The following is a 24,307-nucleotide window of genomic DNA, read 5'->3' on the forward strand; positions in this document are numbered from 1 at the left end:
TGTATTCGTCTTAAGCGGACCAAATAAAGATCAAGACATAATGGCTCTATCTAGAAAAAAATATTTGATATATATAATATTTTTGGTTTCACCTGTTACATTAAGTCTATATGCCCAAAATTCAGTAGAAAAGCCTACCGTTTCTATTGACGCGAATAGCAGTACAACGGCGTGTGATAATCAAAAGAAAGACACAGCTGATATTATCAGCAAATTAGATAATTCTAATCAGTTTTTAGTAGGGCTATCCAACCCCAAGGATAGCCTTGCTAAGGCAACTGAGATGAAAGATCAGACCAATTCAAAGTGTGAAGAAAATTCATTTATAACAGCTTCTTATTCCGTTCTTGCAAAAGATATTATTGAGAACTATAAATATGATTTTTCCGAAACATTTATTGATATTTTATTTTTTGAAAACATAGACCTAGCAAGAACGCGCACTATATGATTCAAAAAATTACCCCAAATAATACCACATTTTTTTTATTACTTTGCATATTATTCATTACTAAACCGAATGTAAATGCACAAACTATAGTTCCTCAGCCATTAGATGGCCTTGAGAAACTTTGTGCGGGACCTACGTTTAATGAATTTTATGCTTCCTTTAGTTATGTTAATTTTCCAGCAGGAACGACATTTGCAGTAGAGCTTTTAGATAATTCAAACAATCCAATTGCTACTACTTTACTGGCGCCTGCCGTGGACGTTTCTGCCACGCAAAAAACCTTAAAATTTGCAGTACCAACTAATCTGGTTGGTGCTGATACCTACGGAATACGAGTTAAAAGCTCAACTGGTGCTACTAGTGTCAGATTCAAAAACTCGTTAGGAGCTACTTCTTTTCCCGCATATTATAAAACTTACGAATCTACATTTTCGATTAATAATAAAGCTACTAATGCAACTATTTGTACTGGTAGTACTTTAACGCTTTCTGTAGATGACGGAGACAACTCTCCTTTAAAAATAGTTCCAAGTCTTAATTACAGATGGTATAAAGATGGTGCAATTGTTTCAGGACAAAGTGCTAAAACGTTAGTTGTAAATTCAGTAGGCGAATATTATGCCGTAGTAGAATACGGTGCCTGTACTGAGCCAAATATTAGTTCCAATCTTATTAAGGTTGGAAGTTCAACATCAGGAGGAGCCGTTGTTATTAGTTCCAGTTTAGGAAACCCTTTTTGTTCGAATGGAACAGGAACCGTTTTAACAGCAACTCAGGGTAATCATTATGTATGGAAGAAAGATGGTGTTCCTTTTGGAGGGGATACCCGTAGCGTTACAACAAATGAATCTGGAACTTATACAGTCGATGTAGATTTTGGAGGTTGTAGTGCAACAGGAAATCTATCACTTAGCAGTAACGGTTTCAATGCCAGTATTGATGTGGCAGATGAGTTTGAACTTAGCGAAGGAGAAACTATTAATGTAAGTATTACAACAGATGCTACCAATCCAACATATGAATGGTATTTAAACGGAAACCTTATTACTGGAGCAACAACGAACAGTTATCTAGTAGCTGCTATTGGTACTTATAAAGTAAAAATATCACAAGCTTCAGGTTGCATAGCTTCTAAAGAATTTACATTTAAAGCTACTGGGCCAAGAGGGCCAGCCACTGTTATTCCTAATGTTATAAAATTAACCGGAACAAACCCATATTGGAACATTCCCGATGAATACAAAAATGCAAGCACCAAAGTTATGATTATAAGTTCCAATGGTGATATGGTTCTGGATGTTGTTGATTACCAAGGTGATTGGCCTCAGACTTCAATAGATTTTAAAAATGTAAATCCAGTATATTACTATGTCATTCAATCCGACACAGGTGAAAAAAAAGGATCAATAACGGTGCTAAAATAATATGAAGAAAATTTTACTATTCATAACTTTATTTTACGGTTTTTCAAATACACTCTATTCTCAAGAAACTAAATCTGAGGATGGAGTTGTTTCGTTTTCGTTACCTATAAGAAATTCTTTAAAGTTTAATAGATACTTAATTAACCCTGCATTCAGTTTTGTTCGTGAAACAAATGCCTATGCCAGTTTTTATAATAAAAGACAATGGGTACAATTTGAAAATGCACCAAATACTTATTTAGCCAATTATTCAGGTCGTTTCAGAGAAAATGAAGCATTTGCTTTTGGCCTGTTTCAACAAAATTATGGTTTAATGACCGTTTTTGGCGGAATAGGAAACTTTGCCCATAACATCGTTTTAGAACAAGACAGCAACTTAACTTTTGGTATGAACGTTGGTGTTTATCAAAGCGGTTTAAACAAAGGCAAAATAATATCTGATGATACAAATCTTTTAGCAGGTGATTATCCTTCAAATACAATGCTTACTGTTAACCCTGGTGTAAACTACGGAACAGCATTTCTTGATTTTGGGGTTTCTGTAAATAATCTGATACTTTATAATTTTGGGGCCGGAGTCGTAAAAGAAGATCCGGAAAGAGCAATCGAATTGCACGCCATGTACACAGGTTACATTGACAGTTATGGTTTTTTTGACAGAAGTAAATTTTCTGCAATTGTAAAAACAGAAGTAAAAAAAGACAAAACAATTCTATCGGGCCTTGCCATGATTGCAATCCCAAAAGGAGTTTGGGCACAAGCCGGATATAATACTTTATACGGAGTTTCTGCCGGTTTAGGATTTAATATTTCTCCTAGTATTGCAATTGAATACAACTACGAGAGAGGGATGGGGAATTTTACCAATCTTGGAGGTTCTCATGAATTTGCTATAGCCTATAAATTCAAAAACAAAAATTACTATTATGGTGATGACGAAGAAGGTTCCTTAATAGATCCGTCTAAACCAAAACCGGTAATGGCTAAACCATCTACTGCTACAACAGCAGCAAGAACTGATGGTGCAGAAAAAGCAAGACTGGCAGCCGAAGCAAAAGCTAAAGCGGATGCCGAAGCCAAACAAGCAAGACTTGCTGCTTCAGAAAAAGTCAAGGCAGATGCCGAAGCTGCTGCAAAAGCAAAACTAGAAGCAGACAATAAAGCGAAGGCAGATGCCGAAGCGATTAAAATAAAATTAGCTGCAGACGCTAAAGCAAAAGCCGATGCCGCAGCTGCAGCGAGAGCGCAAACGGCAACTACAAACAGAGCAACTGGCGCAGAGCAAAGATCACAAGCGCAATTGGCTGCAGATAAAGTAAGAGCTGATGCTGAAGCCCGAAGAATAAAATTAGCTGCTGATAATAAAGCCAGAGTAGATGCTGCTGCTGCAGCAAGAGCACAAGCTGCCAGTACAAATAAACCTGCAACGGCTACACAAAAAACACAAGCGCAATTAGCCGCAGATAAAGCCAAAGCTGATGCTGAAGCGTTGAAAATAAAATTAGCTGCCGATGCGAAAGCCAAAGCTGATGCCGAAGCTGCCGCTAAAGCAAAAGCCGCTGCTGCTGCTCCGGGCACTGCTACACCGCAAAAAACACAAGCTCAATTAGCTGCTGATAAAGCCAAAGCTGATGCCGAAGCCGCTGCCAAAGCAAGATTAGCCGCAGAAGCTAAAGCTAAAGCCGATGCCGAAGCTGCTGCTAAAGCAAAATTAGCTGCTGATACAAAAGCCGCTGCTGATGCTGAAGCATTAAAAATAAAACTGGCTGCCGATGCCAAAGCGAAAGCCGATGCTGCCGAGGCAAAACGTAAAGCAGATGCCAAAGCCAAAGCAGAAGCTGCTGATCTACAGTCTATCTTAGCTGCTGATGCCAAGGCAAAAGCAGATTCAGATGCTTATCAGGCAAGATTAGCTGCTGAAGCAAAAGCTGCTGCTGCTGCTGCTGCAAAAACAAAAACAAATATTGATGCTGCAAATAAAGCGAAGTTAGCTGCTGATGCTAAGGCTAAAGCTGCAGAAGATGCTGCATTAAAAGAAAAATTAGCTGCAGATGCTAAAGCGAAAGCGGACGCAGAAGCAAGACAGGCATTAATTGCTGCCGAAGCTAAGGCTAAAGCCGATGCAGATGCCTTGAAAATTAAATTAGCTGCTGATAAAGCGAAAGCGGATGCTGATGCTCTTCAGGCGAAACTAGCCGCTGATGCTAAAGCTAAAGCTGATGCAGAAGCACTTCAGGCAAAATTAGTTGCTGATGCCAAAGCGAAAGCTGACGCAGATGCCTTAAAAGAAAAACTAGCCGCTGATGCTAAAGCGAAAGCGGATGCAGATGCTCTTCAGGCAAAACTGGCTGCCGATGCTAAAGCGAAAGCGGATGCAGAAGCCCTACAGGCAAAACTAGCTGCTGATGCCAAAGCGAAAGCGGATGCACAAGCTTTACAGGCAAAATTAGCTGCAGATGCCAAAGCAAAAGCCGATGCCGATGCTCTTCAGGCAAAATTAGCTGCCGATGCTAAAGCGAAAGCGGATGCAGAAGCCCTACAGGCAAAACTAGCTGCTGATGCCAAAGCGAAAGCGGATGCACAAGCCTTACAGGCAAAATTAGCTGCTGATGCCAAAGCAAAAGCCGATGCCGATGCTCTTCAGGCAAAATTAGCTGCCGATGCTAAAGCGAAAGCGGATGCAGAAGCCCTACAGGCAAAATTAGCTGCTGATGCCAAAGCGAAAGCGGATATGGAAGCTTTACAAGCAAAATTAATTGCTGATGCCCGAGTAAAAGCCGATGCCGAAGCAACTGCAAAGGCCAAAGCGGATGCTGAAGCAAAACAATTGCAAGAAGCAGAAGAAGCACGTTTGGCAAAACTAGCTGCTGATGCCAAAGCGAAAGCGGATGCAGACGCCTTACAAGCAAAATTAGCTGCTGATGCCAAAGCAAAAGCCGATGCCGATGCTCTTCAGGCAAAACTGGCAGCTGACGCTAAAGCGAAAGCTGACGCAGATGCCTTAAAAGCAAAATTAGCTGCTGATGCCAAAGCGAAAGCGGATGCAGACGCTTTACAAGCAAAATTAGCTGCTGATGCCAAAGCAAAAGCGGATGCCGATGCTCTTCAGGCAAAACTGGCAGCTGATGCTAAAGCGAAAGCTGACGCAGATGCTTTAAAAGCAAAATTAGCTGCTGATGCCAAAGCGAAAGCAGATGCAGACGCCTTACAAGCAAAATTAGCTGCTGATGCCAAAGCAAAAGCGGATGCCGATGCTCTTCAGGCAAAACTGGCAGCTGATGCTAAAGCGAAAGCTGACGCAGATGCCTTAAAAGCAAAATTAGCTGCTGATGCCAAAGCGAAAGCAGATGCTGATGCTCTTCAGGCAAAACTGGCTGCCGACGCTAAAGCGAAAGCTGATGCAGAAGCGCAACAAGCTAAAATAGCTGCAGATGCTAAAGCTAAAGCGGATATGGAAGCTGCTCAGGCCAAATTATTAGCCGATCAAAAAGCGAAAGCGGATGCAGAAACATCAGAAAAATTAAAAGCTGAAGAAGAAACAAGACAACTGAGACTAGCAGAGGAAGCACGTGAAGCAAAATTACTTGCTGATGCCAAAGCGAAAGCCGATGCCGATACACTTCAGGCTAAGCTGGCTGCAGATGCACTTGCTAAAGCGGCTTCAGCACCAAAAGATGATACGGCAAAAGCGATTGAGGATTTAACTCAGTCTATTGAAAATGCCACTAAAAATCAAAAAGATTTATTATCACAGTTTAATACAACTGTGGCAAATAAACAAAGAGATCTTAATGATTTAAGAGAAGAGAATGACTTAAGTGAAAAAGGAATTTATAAAGAACCAAAACCTTTTAAAAGTGTTGCGGCTGAAAATAGTCAGTTAGAAGCTTTAAAATTACAACTTGCTGAAGCCAATAAAGCTCAAAAAGATGAAATCGCGAAGCTGACCAATTTATACAACGAGAGACTTAAAAAAGTTCCTAATAAAAATGATGCTTTAAACAAGGCTTATCTTGAAAAGATCAACCAGTTGAAAGCAGCACAGTTAAAAATGGAAGAAGATAGTGCCACTTTACTTTCGAATTTAGAGCGTATTAAAGCGGAGACTGAAATTGAGAAAAAACGTAGAATTAAACGTGCCGCTTATGAGAATGATCAGGGAAGATATGCACAGGACGTTGCGGCTCTTAAACGTATAAAAGAGACAACAAAAGTAAGTAGTACACCATTAACGGCAAGTGATTTTGATTTTGGTGAAGACCAGTCGAATATGCAAATTATCAAGAACATTAAAAATGCTGATAGTGGTTATTATATGATCATTGCAGTTCACAGCAGTGTTGAAAAACGTGACCAATTCCTGGCTAAGGCTGTTGCCGCAGGACGTACAGATGTTAATTTCTTTTACAATGTAACAACAAGTAAATATTACATCTATTACGAGAAGTTTGATGGATTACCGGAAGCAACTAAAGCATTAGAAGCAAAAGGAAACAAACCATACAACGGTAAAATGGCAATCGTTAAGGTGGAGAATTAATAAAAAAAGTTTAAGTCGGTCCTTCTTACTACTAAGAAGGACAAAGTAATAAATGTTATAGAATACTAATTGTTTTATTCACTAATGCCCCTTAGAGGATAAGATGTAAGTAAACAAAAAAATGATTATGAGAAAACCTACTATTTTAAGAACGCTGATTTTTGTTTTAGCCATGTTGTTCAATTTTGCGTCCTACGCGCAAGATGGAATCGCATATAACTCCAAGTTTCCTGAAAACTTGAATGAGAATATATTCTTAAAAGCAAATAATCAGCCGATCAATCCAATTAGTTTAAATGCTAATGAGGAGCCGTCGAAAAATGGAGTTGCTGCCGCACTTACAAATCCTGTAATTCCGTACGCACAATTACCTTATGCAGGACAAGTTACACAGTGTCCTAATGATGGTAAGATGTTACCAAAACTATTTTTGTGCGGAGGAAATGATTCCCGGCTTATCGATACAAAAATAACAGACGCACAATCTATTATTTGGGAGAGATTTGTTTCCGGAGGAACTTGTATTACAGTTTCTAATAGCGATTGTGCTAATGAAACAGCAGCATCAACTTGCTGGAACCAGGTGGGTACAGGAAAAGATTACCTGGCAAGTTCTGCCGGGCAATTCCGTGTTAAAATAGTAGACAATACAGGAACTCCTTATACTTTCTATTTCAATGTTTATCAAAACACCTTAATTCCTACAGCTACAACAAAAAGCAATATTATTAGAAATACTGCCGGAACCTGTGTAGTTAACGGAAAAATTACTGTTGGCGGATTTGGGAATGGTTACGAGTATAGCTTTACAACAACAGGTGCTTCTGGTGCATGGCAGGACAGTAATGTATTTACTACTGCAACACCTGGTACATACACCGCTTTTATCAGAATAAAAGGTGTTGTAGGATCTTGTGAATTTAAAGTTATTAATCTTGAAATTAAAAATGTAACTTTTGCTATCACAACTTCAGTTGTTTTACCTAAATGTAGTAGCGCTACGGGAAGTATACAAGTGATAACAAATGATATTAAACTACCGTATACTTATAATCTCTATAATAGCGCTGGTACTAAAATAAGCAATTCTAATTCTATAGATGATCCTGATTTTACTTTTAGCGGTTTAAATCCTGGTACCTATAAGGTCGAAGCAGTTGTGGCAGGAGCTCCTCTTCCTGCTTGTCAGGTGCTGGATTTTAAGAATATTGTTATTACAAGTCCTCCTACTGCATTATCATTTACAGCAACTGAAACCACAAAATTAAATGCTTGCGGAACGGGTGTTATTACAGTGACGCCAAAAGATGGGGTTACGCCATATAAATATTTTATAAATATTGACAATACGGGATTTGTAGAAGTTCCAACGTATTCTATTACCACTTCTAAAGCAGGAACTTATGTAATTCGTGTTGTAGATGTAAACGGTTGTGCTGCCACTGACAGGACAATTGTGGTTGCCGATCCTAAGAAGCCAGTGTACACTGTTGCTAAAACAGACGGTGATTGTATTAGTGAACTTGGAAAAATAACAATAAATGTTACTGACACCAATAGTTATGTTTTAAGTTATAATCTTACCCCGGTTAATACAGCTACACAATTTGTTACTGGTACGGTTACAGGTACTACGACAAGTTATGTCTATAATAATTTAGCAGCAGGAATTTATAATTTAAAAGTCAGATATGTCAAAAATGGTGTGACATGTGATGACCCTGTTCAAAAAATTACAATTGGTGCATCGAATGTTTTAACAGCATCTGCGGGTGTTGCAGAATTGTCAGGTTGCGGACCAGCTGGAAAAGAAGTACAAGGTAAAGTTAGAATTGCCAATGCTCAGGGAGGCGTACCGCCTTATCTGTACAGTTTTGATGATAAAAAAACCTGGATAACATCCAATGAAGCGTATGTAGATCCTCGCGGACCAAGTTTACCTTATACTTTTTATGTAAAAGATGCACTTGGTTGCGAATATAAAATGACAGGGATCATCATGGATTTCAGACCAGATCCACCTACCATTAGTGTTAAGGATCCTGTTTTTAATTGTGACGGATCGGCAACCAGTACAGTAATTGTAACCAATAGCGGAAGTGGAAATCCTAATTTTAGTTATGATTATTTTATGGATGGTGTGGCTAACACAAATACTCCTTCAAACGTTTTTGTAAACGTAACACAGGGAGACCATACTATCACGGTTAATTATAATGTATTAAGCGTTTCAACCTATAGTAACCTGCTACAGGAAGATTTTGGGATTGGTGGATTTACCACGACTCCCGGAATTAACCCGGCGTATTGTTTTGAAGACGAAACAACTCCACACCCTATAGGGTATACTTGTGGTGGTTTTAATGATTACCAGATTAATGATGGAAAATATGCTGTTGCAAGTAAGATCACAACTACTTTTGGAGGAACCTGGCTGGTAGCCAAAGACCATACGACACCTACTAATGCAAACGGAAGGTTTTTATGCGTAAACGTTGGGGGAACTGCTGGTATTGGAGGTATTTTATATAGTAAACCAATTAAAGATGTTATTGCGAACCAACCCGTAATTATTTCATTATGGGCAGAGAATTTAATTAAGAAAGCAAATCCGGGTTACGATGACCCAAAATTAACGATTCAGTTAGTAAATAACCTGAATGGAGTGGGTGGTTCTGAAACGATTGTAGCTACAACTCCGGTAGCAAGCCCTTGGGTTGTTCCAAAATCTGATAAATGGGAATACAAAGAATTGTTATTAAATCCGGGTGCTTACACTAATTTAAGTTTTGTAATCAGATCTTATAATAACGCTTTTAATGGTAATGACGTTCTTATAGATGATATCTGGGTACGTCAAATACCAAAATCATGTAATACAGTAGTTGATTTTCCTGTTTATGTTGACGGAAGTAAAGCATTTTCTGCTGGTATTACCGGATATAAAGATGTACAATGTAGTGGAGATAACAATGGAGAAATTACGTTGTCTGCTAAGAATTTTGATCCGGCAAAAGGATTTCAATATTCTGTAGATGGTGGTGCATGGCAAACGGTAATACCAGTTCCGGCTGCTACCAGTGGCAGTAAAACGTTAACAGGATTATCGGGAAAAATTTATAATATAAAAATTCGCTACGATAGTTCAGCTAACAGCTGTACTTTTCCATTAGCGCAGGAAATCAAAATACCAAAAGCTTTAAAAGTTAATGCTACGGTTACCAAATTGCTAACATGTATTGAAGGTGCAACGATAACCGCTGTGGCGACTGATGGAACTCCGGGTTATCAATATCAATTAAGAGAAGCTGATGGTGTAACAGCCATAACTGCTTTTCAAGATTCAGGCGTATTTCCTGATATTAAAAAAACCGGAACTTATAAAGTTGTAGCGAAAGATTTAAACTCCTGTCAAACGGCTGTTTTAGCTTCTGTAGAAGTTGTTGATGCAATACATCCAACAGCAACATTTGACCCTTCGGCGTTGTGTTTTGTCAATAGTGCAGAAATTATTATTAGAGTAGCTAATGGAGTTGGACCTTATACCTATACAACGAAATTTAATGGTGGTCCGGAAAGTAGCCCTAGTGCTAGTTTTGCAGGGCCAACTGTTACCTTTACTGCACCTGCAGAAGGAAGTTATACTTTTGTAATTACAGATGTTAGTACCGGTTGTACATCAGCTCCGATTACTAAGGTCATAAATACAAAATTAACGACAGTTACTCCGGTTACAACTCCTTTAGATTGTGACCCGGCACCAAATAACAGAGCAGTAATTACCGGAACAATTTCAGGAGGTAATGGTCCATTTGTGGTAACGCGTACTGCAGGAGATAATACTGGCGTTTTGGTACAGCCTATCACAACAGGAAATACCTTTACCTATACTACAGCAGTTGCAGGTAATTATACTTTTCAAATTAAAGATGCCAGTGGTTGTGTCATTACAAGTGATGCTACTATAGATGCTTTGGTTCCAGTTACTTTAGGATCTGACAATGTTAATCCAAAATGTAATGGTTCTTCTGATGGAACAATACAGTTAAAACCAGGTGGAGGAGCAGGCGGATTTACATACAGTAAAGATGGAATTACATACAACAATACTTCATTTTTTACAGGACTAGGTGCAGGAAACTATACTTATTATGTAAAAGATACCAATAGATGTACGAAAAGTATAACTGTTACTTTAGTAGCACCAGACGCAATTAGTGGTACTGCGAGTATAACGACACCTTATACCTGTGATAATCCTGCAACAATTACGGTAGGTGCAACAGTTACAGGTGGAAATGGTATTTACAAATACACTTTAAATAGAAATGGAGTTCCATTAGTAACTCAGGACACAAAAGTTTTTGGAAATATTACCGCAGCCGGAAATTACACAGTGACGATTAGTGACAGTAATTTATGTACGTTTACAACGACACCGGCATTGACTATTGTAGCATTGAATGGTCCAAAATCAATGACTATAAATAAATCAGCACTTACTTGTCCAACTAATAAAGTAGATTTTTCGATTACAGATGTAAAAGATGCTGCAGGAGTTATTCTGACAGGTCCGTTTAAATATGCTATTATTGCTCCAGCAGCAGCAATAGCAAATAACACTACCGGAATCTTTAACAATTTGGATCCCGGAGTTAAATATACTTTTGAAGTTAGAGACGCTAATAATTGTGTTTATTCTCAAACAGATGAGATCGATCCATTACCTGTTTTCTCTATTTCAAGTACAGTAGTAAGTGATGTAAATTGTTTGGGAGATTCAAAAGGAGAAGTAACTTTTACAGTTTCAGGTTTAGGGAATGGTGTTGTTTATAGTTATCAAATCGATGCTTTAGCTGTTCAAACCAAAACTTCACCTGCAACCGGAACTTCTTTTACTATTGCTGCGCCAAATTTAAATGCCGGTTTACATAAAATTACAGTAACCAATACAATAACAAAATGTTCACAATCTGATACTGAAACTATTGCAGCTCCGGCAGCAGTATTAGCTTTAGATCCAACAACAATTAAAGATGTTACTTGTAATGCTAAAGGTTCTGCAGTTATTAATGCAAAAGGTGGTTGGGGAACTTACAGTTATGCCGTAACACCAACATTGCCTGCTGGTGCAACAACTACGCAAAGTATTAAAACATTTTCAAATCTAACGGCAGGTGATTATTCATTTACAGTTACAGATTTAAAAGGTTGTCAAATATCAGGAACTTTTACCATTAAACCTGAAGTATATCCAACAGCAAGTATTGATGCAACATCTGCGTATTGTGCAGGTGGAGCGGGAGCAACTTTAAAAGTAATTCCAAATACGCAAACCAATTATAATTATAGCATTAACGCAGGAGTTACTACACAAAATAATGGAACTTTCTCAGGATTAACGCCTGGAAAATATACAATTAGAGTTACAGATACTTCGACGGGATGTTATATCGATTTAGCAGAACAAACTATAGCTTCGCCAATATCGGCTTCAACTAAATTATTAGCTGATCTGGATTGTGATGTAACACCAGCTTCTCCGGATGCTACAATTGAAGTAACGATTTCAAATGGATATCCGGATTTTAAATACAGACATAATACAACAGGTGCTCCATTTACAGGAGGATATACTAACGTTGCCGCAGGTTCAAGTGTATTTACTTATGACACCTCAGTATCAGGAACTCATTATTTTGAAATTACCGATAAGAACGGTTGTACAACTGTTGTTTCGAGAGTAATTAATGCAAAAGTATTCCCGACAGCAGTTACAATTCCAACAAACCCTACTTGTTACAATGGAACAAATGGTGCAATTGAAGTAACGGCAAGTTTAGGTTTAGCACCCTATACGTATGAAGTTTCAACTACTTCTGCTGCAACAGGATTTAGTGGTATGGGTTCAAACAAGCTTACTGGCGTTGGTGCGGGGACCTATTGGTTTAGAGTTACAGATTCTAAAAAATGTCCGGTTGTAGTATCAAGAACATTAACTAATCCAACTCAATTAACAGCTCATGCAGATGTTACAACACAAATAACTTGTGGGGCTTTAAATGCAGCACAATCTGCAACGATTACGGTTACTGTAGATTTACCGGGAACACCATTTACAGGTCCTAATAAATACTTATACAGTTATAATGGAGTATTACCGGCGGTAACTTCAAATACTTACACGACCACTACTTCAGGACCGGTTTCTGTTGTGGTATACGATGGAAACGGCTGTTCTTATACCGTTCCTGTATCACCGGTTGTTAAGACATTAAATCCGCCAACAAATATGACATTTGGTACACCGGCGGCAATTACTTGTGCAACGGGTCAGGATAAAACGAATTTAACTGTAAAAGTAGATAACGGTGTTGCACCGTTTAAATTTGAAATAACAAGTACAGATGCTGTTGTAGCTCCACCAATTACGGTAGCAACAGGTATTCTTACACAAGATTATACATTTAACAACTTAGCGCCGGGAACCTATCACTTTAAAGTGACAGATGATAATAAATGTACCACTATTGGCGATTTTACAATTGATAAGGTCTTACCTGTTATTGTAAATGGCTCATTAGTATCGAATGTTATTTGTAAAGGATCATCAGATGGTAAAATTACGTTTACTGTTTCTGGTAATGCGGGTACTTTTTCATATGAGTTAAGAAACGCTGCCAATGTACTTATTCCTATCGGTCAATCGGTACGCACAGGAAATGTTATTGATTATACAGGTTTGAAAGCAGACACGTATACAATAACAATTACGAACCCAACAACACAGTGTACTGCTGCAAAAGCTATTGAAGTAAAAGAGCCAGCAATAGCATTTGCATTTACAGCACCAACAATAACTCCTATAACTTGTTCTCCTAATAATGGTAAAGTAGTGATTAACACAGTTGGCGGATGGGGTAATAACAGATACACACTTACGTTACCGGATGCTACAGTAGTTGGACCACAATCTAACGCTACATTTAGCAATTTAACCCAATCTGGAACTTATGGTATTTCTGTTGCTGATTTGAGTGGAAATGGATGTACTATCACAGATACATTTAATGTTGCTGCACCGGTACAACCAAGTGCCAGCATCGATTTGACAGCTTCAGATTTGTGTTTTGATACAGCTGGTCTGGCAAAAATTGTTGTAACTCCTACAGTTGCTTCGCCAACGTATATGTATAATATCAATGATGGAACATATCAGGCGACCGGAACTTTTAATAATTTAAATCCAGGAAGCTATATTGTTAAAGTAAAAGATATGAGCACAGGCTGTATTTTAACTTTAGCAGCGCAAACTATCGAAACGGAACTAAAATTCAATGCTGCATTGAATGTGTCAGCTAATTGTATTGGTCAGGATACTGAAATTAAAGGTACTATTTCAGGAGGAAAAGCACCTTACACTTATACAGTAACAATAAATGGCGTATTAGATCCTACGGTTAGAAATTCACCAACTACAACATTTATCTATACAGATCCAACGGCAACTACTGCAACTGGAAGTACAACATATTTGTTTACTTTAAGTGATACTTCTACAACTAAATGTAGCCTTACTTCAACAGTAATTGTAGCTCCTAAAACAAATCCGGAATTTACAGCTACTCCAAATTCAACTATTTTATGTAATGGACAGGCTACAGGTTCTATAACGGTAACAATTGATCCAAATAAAGGAGTAAGTCCTTATGTCATCAATGTTATAAAAGACAATTCAGTTTTAGCTGTACCGGCACCTAATGTTAATTATAATACGCAGACTTCAGGACTTCCTGCAGGAACTTATATCGTTAGGGTTACAGATGCTAAAGGTTGTTTTACAGAAAAAACAGTTGTTATTACAGAACCTGCTAAAATCGATTTTAAATTAGTTGATGTTCAAATTAAATGTGTTGGAGGTGGTTCAGGTACTACTTATGGTTCTATTGCTGTAACAGCTTTAACAGGTGGTTCAATCAATGCAACTCCTGCAGCATCAGGTTATATTTATACTTTAACAAGCAATACTTCTGCTACACAAACTTATATTCCTACAGGAAATGAAGATCACATTTTTAATGTCTTAAATTTTGGTATTTATGAATTAACTGTTTCGGATAAGAACGGATGTTCACTTACTAAAAAAATCAACATGGCATCTCCGCCGGAAGATTTAGATATTAAAGTTACACCTGGACCAGCATCTTGTACAACGGCAAGTCTAATTGTAACAGCAACACCGACAATTGCTGGTGGGCCGTACCATTTTGCTAAATATCCAATAGATCCGGCTAATCCAACTAATTACGATTATGCGACTTATTCTGCTTCTTATCAAAATGCAGATGCAGTTTCTCCACCGGCGTTACCTGGGGATCCGCTTTTATTGCAATCGACTTTTAATAGTTTACTGCCAGGAGTGACATATTCATTTATTGTGTATGATGAAACAACACAATGTTACTATTTCAAGCAAGCAGATGCTCCTACTAAAACATCCTCTACTTTAACCAGTACGGTTACAGAAGCAAATGTAACTTGTACAGGAGCGGGTGATGGAAAGGTTTCATTTACTTTTGCAAACCCACAACCCACTACAACTCAGGTTAAATATGAAATTTATAATTCGCAATCGAATACACTGGTTTCACCTTTAGTTGCAGGAACAGTAACGTTACCAACTACTTCTGCCAATAATGTAGGACCTCTTAAACCAGGTACTTATTATATCTTATTTACAGAACAGGATGGGTCCGGAACTACAGTTTGTTTGAATTCATCAAAAACATTTACTATAACTCAATCGGTTATTCCTTTATCATTAACAGCTAATTCTGTTAAAAATGATAATTGCGGATCAGCAAAAGGTATTATTGAAGCTTTTGCAAAAGGAGGAACTGTTAGAGATGCAGATATTGCAAACGGAATCACAGCCTTACCTTACTTGTATCAAATTTTCCCTGATACCGGAACCGTAGGAGTAATTGATGGTACTGATCATAATCCAAACCCTTTAGTAGAGCCAGGTTTTCCTGCAACATTTAATGTAGCAAGTCATACGGCCAGTACTTTTAATAAAGACAATGGTGACTATATCGTTTATACAAGAGATGCAAATGGTTGTGTTCAGGTAGCTTTTGTTAAAGTATTATTAGATCCTGCTCCGGTTATTACGGCTGTAGCAAATAGTTTATGTGCTACGGAAGGCTCCTTTGTCATCGATGTTAATTTAACGACATCTGGTATTGCGCCTCATTATTATAGTTTAGATGGTGCTGGTTTTATTTCAATGCCTTCAGCAACATTCTCTATTCCAAATCTTTCTTCAGGTAATCATACTGTTGAAGTTAAAGATTTTAACGGATGTGGTAATAAAGTAACATTACCTCTTATTTCTGAACCTCTTACCATTAAGGCAAGTTTTACAACAATGCCTGTATGTGAAGATACTGATGGTGTTATTACTGCTGTTGTAACAGGAGGATTTACTCCAAATAATTTTGAGTATACTTTAATAAATAATACAGTGCCTGCAAATCCAAATGTGGTGCAACTTAATGATCCTAAATTTGTGGGTCAGGCTGCTGGAAATTATACAGTAACCGTTAAAGATATAAATACAAATTGTTCTAGATCAGCAACTGTAGATTTAATACTTCCAACAGTTATTGATTTGTTAGCTACGGATATTTCAACTACTCCGGTAGATTGTAGTGCTCCACAAGGAACAAGCAACAACGGAACACTAACCGTTAATTTAAGAGCAGTTAATAACAATCCTGATTATAAATATATATTAACACCGGTTTTACCGGCAGGCCCTTCTAAAACGCAACTTAATAATAATGTATTTACAGGATTAAGTGCGGGAGATTATACGGTAAGTGTAACTTCAGCCAGAGGTTGTGAGAAAACAGTACTGGCAAATGTACCAGCACCACCTGCAGTTGTTGCAAGTGCAGATGCAGTACCATTTAGTTGTGCGGTAGATCCTACTGTAACAACAGTTGTTGTTAAAGGTTTGGGCGGTACCGGAAGTTATACGTTCAGTAAAGACGGAATTAACTATTTCACAAGTAATAGCATACCACCGGACAACCAATATACATTTGATATCGGTGATAATTTAACTACTCAAAATCCAACGTATTGGGTTAAAGATGCTAATGGTTGTATTGATACATCAACTTTGACTACAGCTTTAGAGCCATTGCCTAAATTAACTGCTGCAACTGCTGCAAGATCAGCTGCGCCAGGTTCTCAAATTGATTGCGTTAACGGCAAAGAGGTAATTCAAATAAATGTTGTAGGCGGTTCAATACCAACTAATTTAAAATATGAAGTATCAATAGATGGTAATCCTTATACAGTTATTGCAGCGGCAGCAACTACAACTTCTATTACTTATGATGCGCTAACAGCGGGTGCTACTTATCAGTTTAAAATAACGGACAATGTAACAGGTTGCGATATTCTAACAAACTTATATAATGTTCCATTATTCAATGCGATCAAGGTAACAGCAACTACCATTGCTGATGCACAATGTAAATTTGAGAAAAATGGAAGTATTCAGATTAATGTCGCAGGTTACTCAGGACCATATACTTATGCAATTTATGATGGTGCTGTTGCTCTAGGCGGAGCCGGAGCATCCGGATCTCATGATACCGCTACTTCTAATCCATTTACAATTCCATTCGGATTAGGTGAAGGAACAAATTATACAGTAAGAATTGTAGAAACAGCTTACCCTAGCTGTCCTGCGACTTCTAATGTTGTGACGATTAAAGAACCAGCAGCTCTTTTAACTTTAGACCCATTAAACGTTACACCACTAGGCTGTACTACAGATGGTGCGGTTACCATTACAACTCAGGGTGGATGGGGTAATAATGTATATACACTTACACCTCCGACAGGTCCGGCAGTAACGAACAATGATGGTATTTTTGGAGGGCTTAGATTAGCTGGTCTTTACGGCGTATCTGTAAAAGACGGTAATGGCTGTACACTTACGGATTCATTTAATTTAGTGACTCCAACGCCTCCAACAGCTACTATTGCAACGACATCTGATTATTGTTATGATGACACTGATTTTGCTACTTTGGTTGTCTCTCCTACAGGCGGGGCAGGCGGATATGAATACAGTATTGATAACGGCCAAAACTGGCAATTGAGCAATACATTTGATAAACTGACTCCAGGGACTTACGATATTACTGTAAAAGATGCTTATGGTTGTCAGGTAGTGGTATCAAGCAACGAAATTAAACCTCAGCTTCTTGCTTCAGCTGAAAATAACAAAGATATTTTCTGTTCAGGTGTTGTTGATGGAACAATTAAAATTTCTGCTGCAGGCGGTTATGGTTCTTATACCTATACTGTTACTAAAGATGCAGGTGTTACTTCTGCTCCAATCGCATTCCCGGCGGGATTAGATACAGCTTATTATACTGTTCCTGCTGCAGCTGGTTCAGGAAGTTACAAGTTTGTAGTGTATGATGCCAGAAATTGTTCTTATACCATTACAAATGCAATTGTTATGGTTCCTCCAACTCCGGTAGATTTGTTAGTATCTGATATTGATATAACACCGGTAGATTGTAATGCTCCACAGGGAACAAATAATAACGGAACCATTACTGTAAATTTAAGAGCAGTAAATAACAACCCTGATTATACTTATGTATTAACACCGGTTCTACCAGCAGGTACTGCGATAACACAGCCTAATAATAATGTGTTTACAGGATTAACTCCGGGACAATATGATGTAACGGTTACTTCAGGAAGAGGTTGTCCTGCTACTGTATCGGTTACTATAGCAGATCCGGTTGTTGTAACCGCTTCGGCTACAGCTACAGCATTTAGTTGTGCTGTTGACCCAACTAAAACAACTGCGGTTGTTACAGCTGGTGGTGGTACAGGAAAATATAGTTTCAGTATAGATGGTACCAATTACTTCGAAAGTAATAGTACACCGGCAGACAATAAATATACATTTGAGTTGGCAGATACCTCATTAGTTCAGGATCCGACATTCTATGTAAAAGATGCGAATGGTTGTCTTCAAACAACCAAATTGGCTACAGTATTAAATCCGTTGCCTCAGTTAATTTCAGCGACTGCAACAAGATCAGCTGTTCCAGGTTCTCAAATTGATTGTGAGAATGGTAAAGAAGAAATAGAAATAGTTGTGGTAGGCGGATCAACGCCAAGTAACTTCAAATACGAAGTTTCGATAGATGGTCTTGGTTACACTCTTCTTTCTGCTTCATCAGGTACTCCATTTACTTATTCAGCTATAACTGCCGGAAGTAATTATAGATTTAAAATAACCGATAATGTAACGGGTTGTAGCATTTTATCAAATGTTTACGATGTTCCGTTATTCGATAAAGCGATAGTAAATGCGTCTACTGCATCTAATGTAGATTGTAATGGAAATGCTTCCGGAGCAATTGAAATTAACATTGCAGACTATACAGGACCATATGATTATGCTGTTTATAATGGTACAAATCCAGTGGCTGTATTTTCAGGTTCTGGTAATACTACTGCGAACCCGTTTGTAATTCCTTTTGGATTTACCGCAGCTACAAATTATAGAGTAGTAGTTAAAGAAACGGCATATCCAAAATGTACTATAACTTCTGGGGATGTTAAAATTACAGAACCAGCAGTATTAAGCTTAATTGGATTTAAACCAAGTGTTAAAAACCAAAACTGTGGTAATCTGGCAGCAGTTATTACCATCGATCCTACAACAATAACAGGAGGTACAGGCGGATATACATATGCAGTTGTGCCAACAACAGTGCCACCAACAGTACCTGCAAATGGCGATTATAATGGATTTACTTCTATAGAAATTGCTACAGGTAAGATTGCACCGGCGTTTGATTCTTATGATGTGTATGTAAAAGATGCACTTGGATGTTCAGATTATGTTACAGTTCACATAGCGCAAGACCCGTTACCAGTTATTGTTTCTGCAATACCTGCACAATGTCCTAGTTCAACTGGATATGATATTACGGTAACAGCTATTGGATTTACTGCGAATCTTGAATACAGTTTAGATGGTAACAGCTGGAAACTTAATAACAACATTCTGACAGTTCAGACTCCGGGTGATCATATCGTATATGTTCGTGATGAAAATAAATGTGTTGTAAGTACTACTGTAAATATTTTAACACCATTACAATTGATTTATGAACTTACTGATTCTCCAGTTTGTAACGGAAATCAAGGTGTAGTTACATTGACTGCTTCTGGTGGTACACTAACACCAAGTTATGAGTATAGTAAAGACGGAATCAATTTTGTTCCTTCTAATATATTTACCGGTTTAGTTCCGGGTACTTATACGTTTACTGTTAGAGATACAGGAACGAACTGTACAAAAGACGTAAAAGTTGTTATTGAAACGCCAAATACTGCTATTAATTTTACATTAACGCCAACTGCAGCAATTTGTAACGGAGGAAGTACAGGTAGTATTACTGTAACGTTGGCAACTCCAACAACAACAGTAAACAATAATCCTGTTTATACGTACGCTATTAGCCCAAGTCCTGTTGGAATGGTTTTAGTTGGTAATGTATTCACAAATCTTCCTGCTGGTCTTTATACAGTTACGGTAACTTCAGGAAAAGGTTGTCCGGTTGATGATAAAGTAACGGTAAGTGAACCACAGCCTATTGTAGTTGCGGCTCCAATTGTATCAGACTATGGCTGTACAGAAGGAAATAAATCTAATTATGCAACAATTACAGTGCCTTTACCAACTGGTGGTTCTAATGAGTATACCGTTTATGAATTCTTAAGAAACGGGGACCCTGTTCCTGTTCAGAGAGGAGATAATCCTGTTTACACAGAAACTGATTTATTAGGTGGAAGTTATGTCATTAATGTATATGACAGCAAAGGATGTGTAGGAACAAGTACTGCAACAATCAATCCGTACATTGGAATTGATTTTGCTAATCCTGCAATAACTGTTACGAAGCCAATTACTTGTATTAACAAAGAAGATATTCAGGTTAATGTAACATTTACAGGTGGTCCGGCTGTTCCTTTAGTTTACACAATTGTAGCGACAGCGACTAACCCGGCACCTTATGCTTCAGTAAGTAATGGTTCTGGTTTATTTACCGATTTAACAGTTGGAACTTACACCATTACCGTTAAGAACACTGTTACAGGATGTATCTTAAAAACAATTCATTATGTCGATGAGCCAAACACATTTGACATCTTAGCGAAAAATATTAAAAATGTATCTTGTTTTGGAACGGCTACAGGAAGTGTTGATTTAACTTTTGTTGATAATAAAGTAATTCCAACTGATGATGCAGGAAGTTTTGATTACGTTATTACAGGGCCTGTTAATCTTTCAGGAAATGCGCCGGGAGCAGTAATAAATATTCCAAATTTACTTGTAGGTGTATATCATGTTACGGCTAAATTGGTTGGCACACCAACTTGTGAGGTTGAAACAGACTTCGTAATTGAGCAGCCGGTTTCTAAATTAGAAATTTCTGAAATACATACACCTATTACTTGTGATCCGGGTAATGATGGAACAATTGATGTATCTGCTAACGGCGGTTGGGGTACTTATGAATATGAATTGACAGGCCCTGTAAACGTGGCTTATTCAGATCAGTCTTATTTTGAAAACCTAACTGACGGAGTTTACACCATAAATGTCAGAGACCTGAATGGTTGTATTGAAACATTAAAAGTTACGTTAAAAATACCGGCTCCAATAACATTTACAGCTACTGCAACTGTAGGTTTATTAGTTTGTAACGGAGATACTAGCGGAGAAATTACAGTTAGTCTTCCAAAAGGAGGTCAGGAAAGTAATTATTCTTATATCTTAAATTACCTTTCTACTAATCCGCTTATGTCTTCTGCGCCTCAATCTAATCCTGTTTTCTCAGGTTTACCGGCAGGAAAATATTCGGTAACAGTTATTGATGGAATTAATTGTAGTTCACCGGCAAGTGCTGAGATCGAAATCAACGAGCCATCAAAAGTAGAGTCTACACTAGTTCTGGCAACCGGAATTACTTGTAAAACGGATGCTACACTAACATTAAGTGCAGTGGGAGGAACAGGGCCTTACGAGTATAGTACTGACCAGGCTTTCACTACGGTTGCGGGTACATTCGTATCATCAACAACGTTCCCTGTGGGATTAGGAGATCACCAATACTACGTTAGAGATTCTAAAGGATGTGTTGGAAATATTTCTAATAATGTTAAAATAAATGCTTTAACACCACTAGATCTAAAATTAGATTTAACAGGAGCTTTGGTTTATTGTAAAGGAGATGCAACGGCATCTATAGACGCAACAGCTGTTGGAGGATTACAAAATTATATATATACTTTATTGGATGGTAATGGTGTTGTAGTAAGACCGGCTCAGCCAGAAGGATATTTCGATTTACTTCCAAAAGGAACTTATGTTGTTAAAGTAGATAGCGGAGACTGTCAGTTTGATTCTGCACCTATTACTATTAATGAGCCAAACGAAGCCTTATCTGTTATTCCAACGGTAACTGACGTATCTTGTTTTGGATCGAATGACGGTAAAATTGTCATTGCAGCTACCGGAGGTACAGGAGTAATTAAATATGCGATTTCTCCAAACTTAGGTCAGTTTGACGATAAATTTGTATTCGATCGTTTAGTTCCTGGAATTTACCAGATAATAGTTCAGGATGAAAATTCATGTTTCCAGATAATAGAACGTGAGATTAAGGAACCAAATGTTTTAGAAGGTAAAGTGTTTGGACCTATTTTACAGGAAATTTGTGATGGAGATAAAGATGGAGCATTTACTATAGATATTACAGGAGGAAGACCACCATATAGTGTAAGTCTTGACAATGAGAACGGAACTTATATTCCGGTGACTGGTACACGACATGATTTCACTAATCTTAAAGGAGGTACACACAATGTGTTTATTAAAGACGCAAGCTGTCTGACTAAACTTGAGGTGAATATGGATGCTGCAGTTCTTCTTAATCCAACTTTCGAAATCAATTACGACTGTGTGAACAATGCACAATCTAACATGGTAACGATTACAGTTGATAAGAGCAATATTGATCTTACACAAATTGATTATTCACTTGACGGAAGCGGTACGTATCAGCCAGGTAACATCTTTACAAATGTTGCACCAGGTACACACACTGTAACGGTAAGACATACTAACGGATGTGAGGTTCCAACAGCTAGTTTTAATATCAAAGCTTACGATCCTTTAACGCTTGCATTGTCAGCAGGTCAGCCGGAAATGAACGTAATTTCGGTTACAGGTTCAGGCGGATCGCCAGCTTACGAGTACAGTTTCAACGGAGAGCCATTTACATCTTCTAACAAATACAAAATCTACAAATCTGGAGATTACGTAGTAGTAGTAAGAGATAAAAACGGATGTACAGCTACTATCACAGTACCTGCCGTTTACATAGATGTTTGTCTTGATAATTACTTTACTCCTAACGGAGACGGTGTTTACGATACATGGGGTCCTGGTTGTACCAATATTTACAACAACCTTGAATTCTCAATCTTCGACAGATACGGTCGTGTAATTGCCAAATACCACTACGGTCAAAAATGGGATGGTAGATATAATGGTGCCGAATTACCTTCAGGAGATTACTGGTATGTTCTTAAATTGAATGACGAGAAAGATGCACGTGAGTTTGTAGGACATTTCACTTTATACAGATAACAAAATAAAGCCCCTAATGATGTTATCTAAAAAAATTATTACAATGAAAAAGTTTATTTTATCTTTAGTACTCATGGCTGTAACAACAAGTTACAGCCAAGAGTTAAACCTACCGGTTTTTACGCAATATTTAGCGGACAATCCTTTTGTTATTTCACCTGCTTTTGCCGGTATTGGTGATAACCTTAGAATTAGAGCCAACGGACTTACACAATGGGTTGGAATTAAAGATGCTCCCGATAACCAATCGCTTTATGCCGATTTTAGGGTTTTAGACCGATCCGGAGTAGGTATCAATGTTTATAATGACAAAAATGGTTATACACGTCAGACCGGAGCCAAAGTTTCGTTTGCACACCACATCATTTTAGATTATTATTCGAAGCAATATTTATCATTCGGACTTTCCTATAACTTCAATAGTTTTCGTATTGATATTGACGAGTTCAACAATACGATCGAACATCCTATTTTAGATCCTGCCGTTACAGACAATCGTTATACAGCAAACAGCAATTTTGATGTTAGTGCATTGTACCGTAATAAAGGTTTTTATGTAAGTTTTAATGCTAATAACGTATTAAAGAAAAATACCGATAAATACAGAGGAGTTGAGCCTTCATTACTTTCAAACTATCAGATCTATTCAGGTTTTGTTTTTAAAGACGGAGAAAACAGCCGTATCGAATATGAACCATCTGTTTACTACCAGTATTTTGCCAGTGATAAACGTTCCACAACCGACTTTAACTTCAAATACAGACGTTACAACCGTTACGAAGATTACTATTGGATAGGAGTTTCATACCGTTTCTTAAACGACCAGTTTCCAAAACCATTATCGGTTGGGCCAATGGTTGGTTTCATGAAATCTAAATTCTATTTCGGATATTCCTATCAGGTCATGTTTAACCAGCTTGGAAGTTATAATACAGGAACACACTCCATAACTATTGGTTTCGATTTCTTACAATCTATCAGTAACTGTCCTTGTACGCAAAGTCCGGTTCACGACTAATCAGGAAATAAATTATAGGTGTTTTTAAAGGTAAATAAGCCATTATTATAAACACGTCGCAGGATTAGGTGTTTTTACCGCAATAATTTGAAATAAAGAC

General features: G+C 37.9%; 5 protein-coding genes. All 5 read left to right on the plus strand.

What is annotated here, in order from left to right; genetic code table 11:
• Window positions 1-40 precede the first annotated feature (40 nt).
• The 5 genes from ACHRWY_RS10385 to ACHRWY_RS10405 all read left to right on the plus strand — a co-directional run bounded on the left by ACHRWY_RS10385 (window position 41) and on the right by ACHRWY_RS10405 (window position 24,207).
• Window positions 41-451, plus strand: coding sequence for a hypothetical protein (locus tag ACHRWY_RS10385; RefSeq protein ID WP_395354353.1), 411 nt, complete (start codon window positions 41-43; stop codon window positions 449-451).
• Window positions 448-1,875 carry a gliding motility protein SprC gene (sprC, locus tag ACHRWY_RS10390; RefSeq protein WP_395354355.1) on the plus strand — a complete coding sequence of 476 codons (1,428 nt, stop codon included), beginning with the start codon at window positions 448-450 and terminating at the stop codon, window positions 1,873-1,875. The genes ACHRWY_RS10385 and sprC overlap by 4 nt, the downstream gene beginning before the upstream one ends.
• 1 nt (window position 1,876) lies before the next feature.
• On the plus strand, window positions 1,877-6,415 hold the full coding sequence (locus tag ACHRWY_RS10395) for a PorP/SprF family type IX secretion system membrane protein (protein ID WP_395354357.1): 4,539 nt from the start codon (window positions 1,877-1,879) through the stop codon (window positions 6,413-6,415).
• A 127-nt stretch (window positions 6,416-6,542) separates the two neighbouring features.
• Window positions 6,543-23,189, plus strand: coding sequence for a T9SS type B sorting domain-containing protein (locus tag ACHRWY_RS10400; protein ID WP_395354359.1), 16,647 nt, complete (start codon window positions 6,543-6,545; stop codon window positions 23,187-23,189).
• Between the two features lie 43 nt (window positions 23,190-23,232).
• Window positions 23,233-24,207: a type IX secretion system membrane protein PorP/SprF gene (locus tag ACHRWY_RS10405; protein ID WP_395354361.1), complete on the plus strand. Its 975-nt coding sequence runs from the start codon at window positions 23,233-23,235 to the stop codon at window positions 24,205-24,207.
• The last annotated feature ends 100 nt before the right edge of the window (window positions 24,208-24,307 follow it).

The sequence above is a fragment of the Flavobacterium sp. FlaQc-48 genome (assembly GCF_044007335.1).
GTDB lineage: Bacteria > Bacteroidota > Bacteroidia > Flavobacteriales > Flavobacteriaceae > Flavobacterium.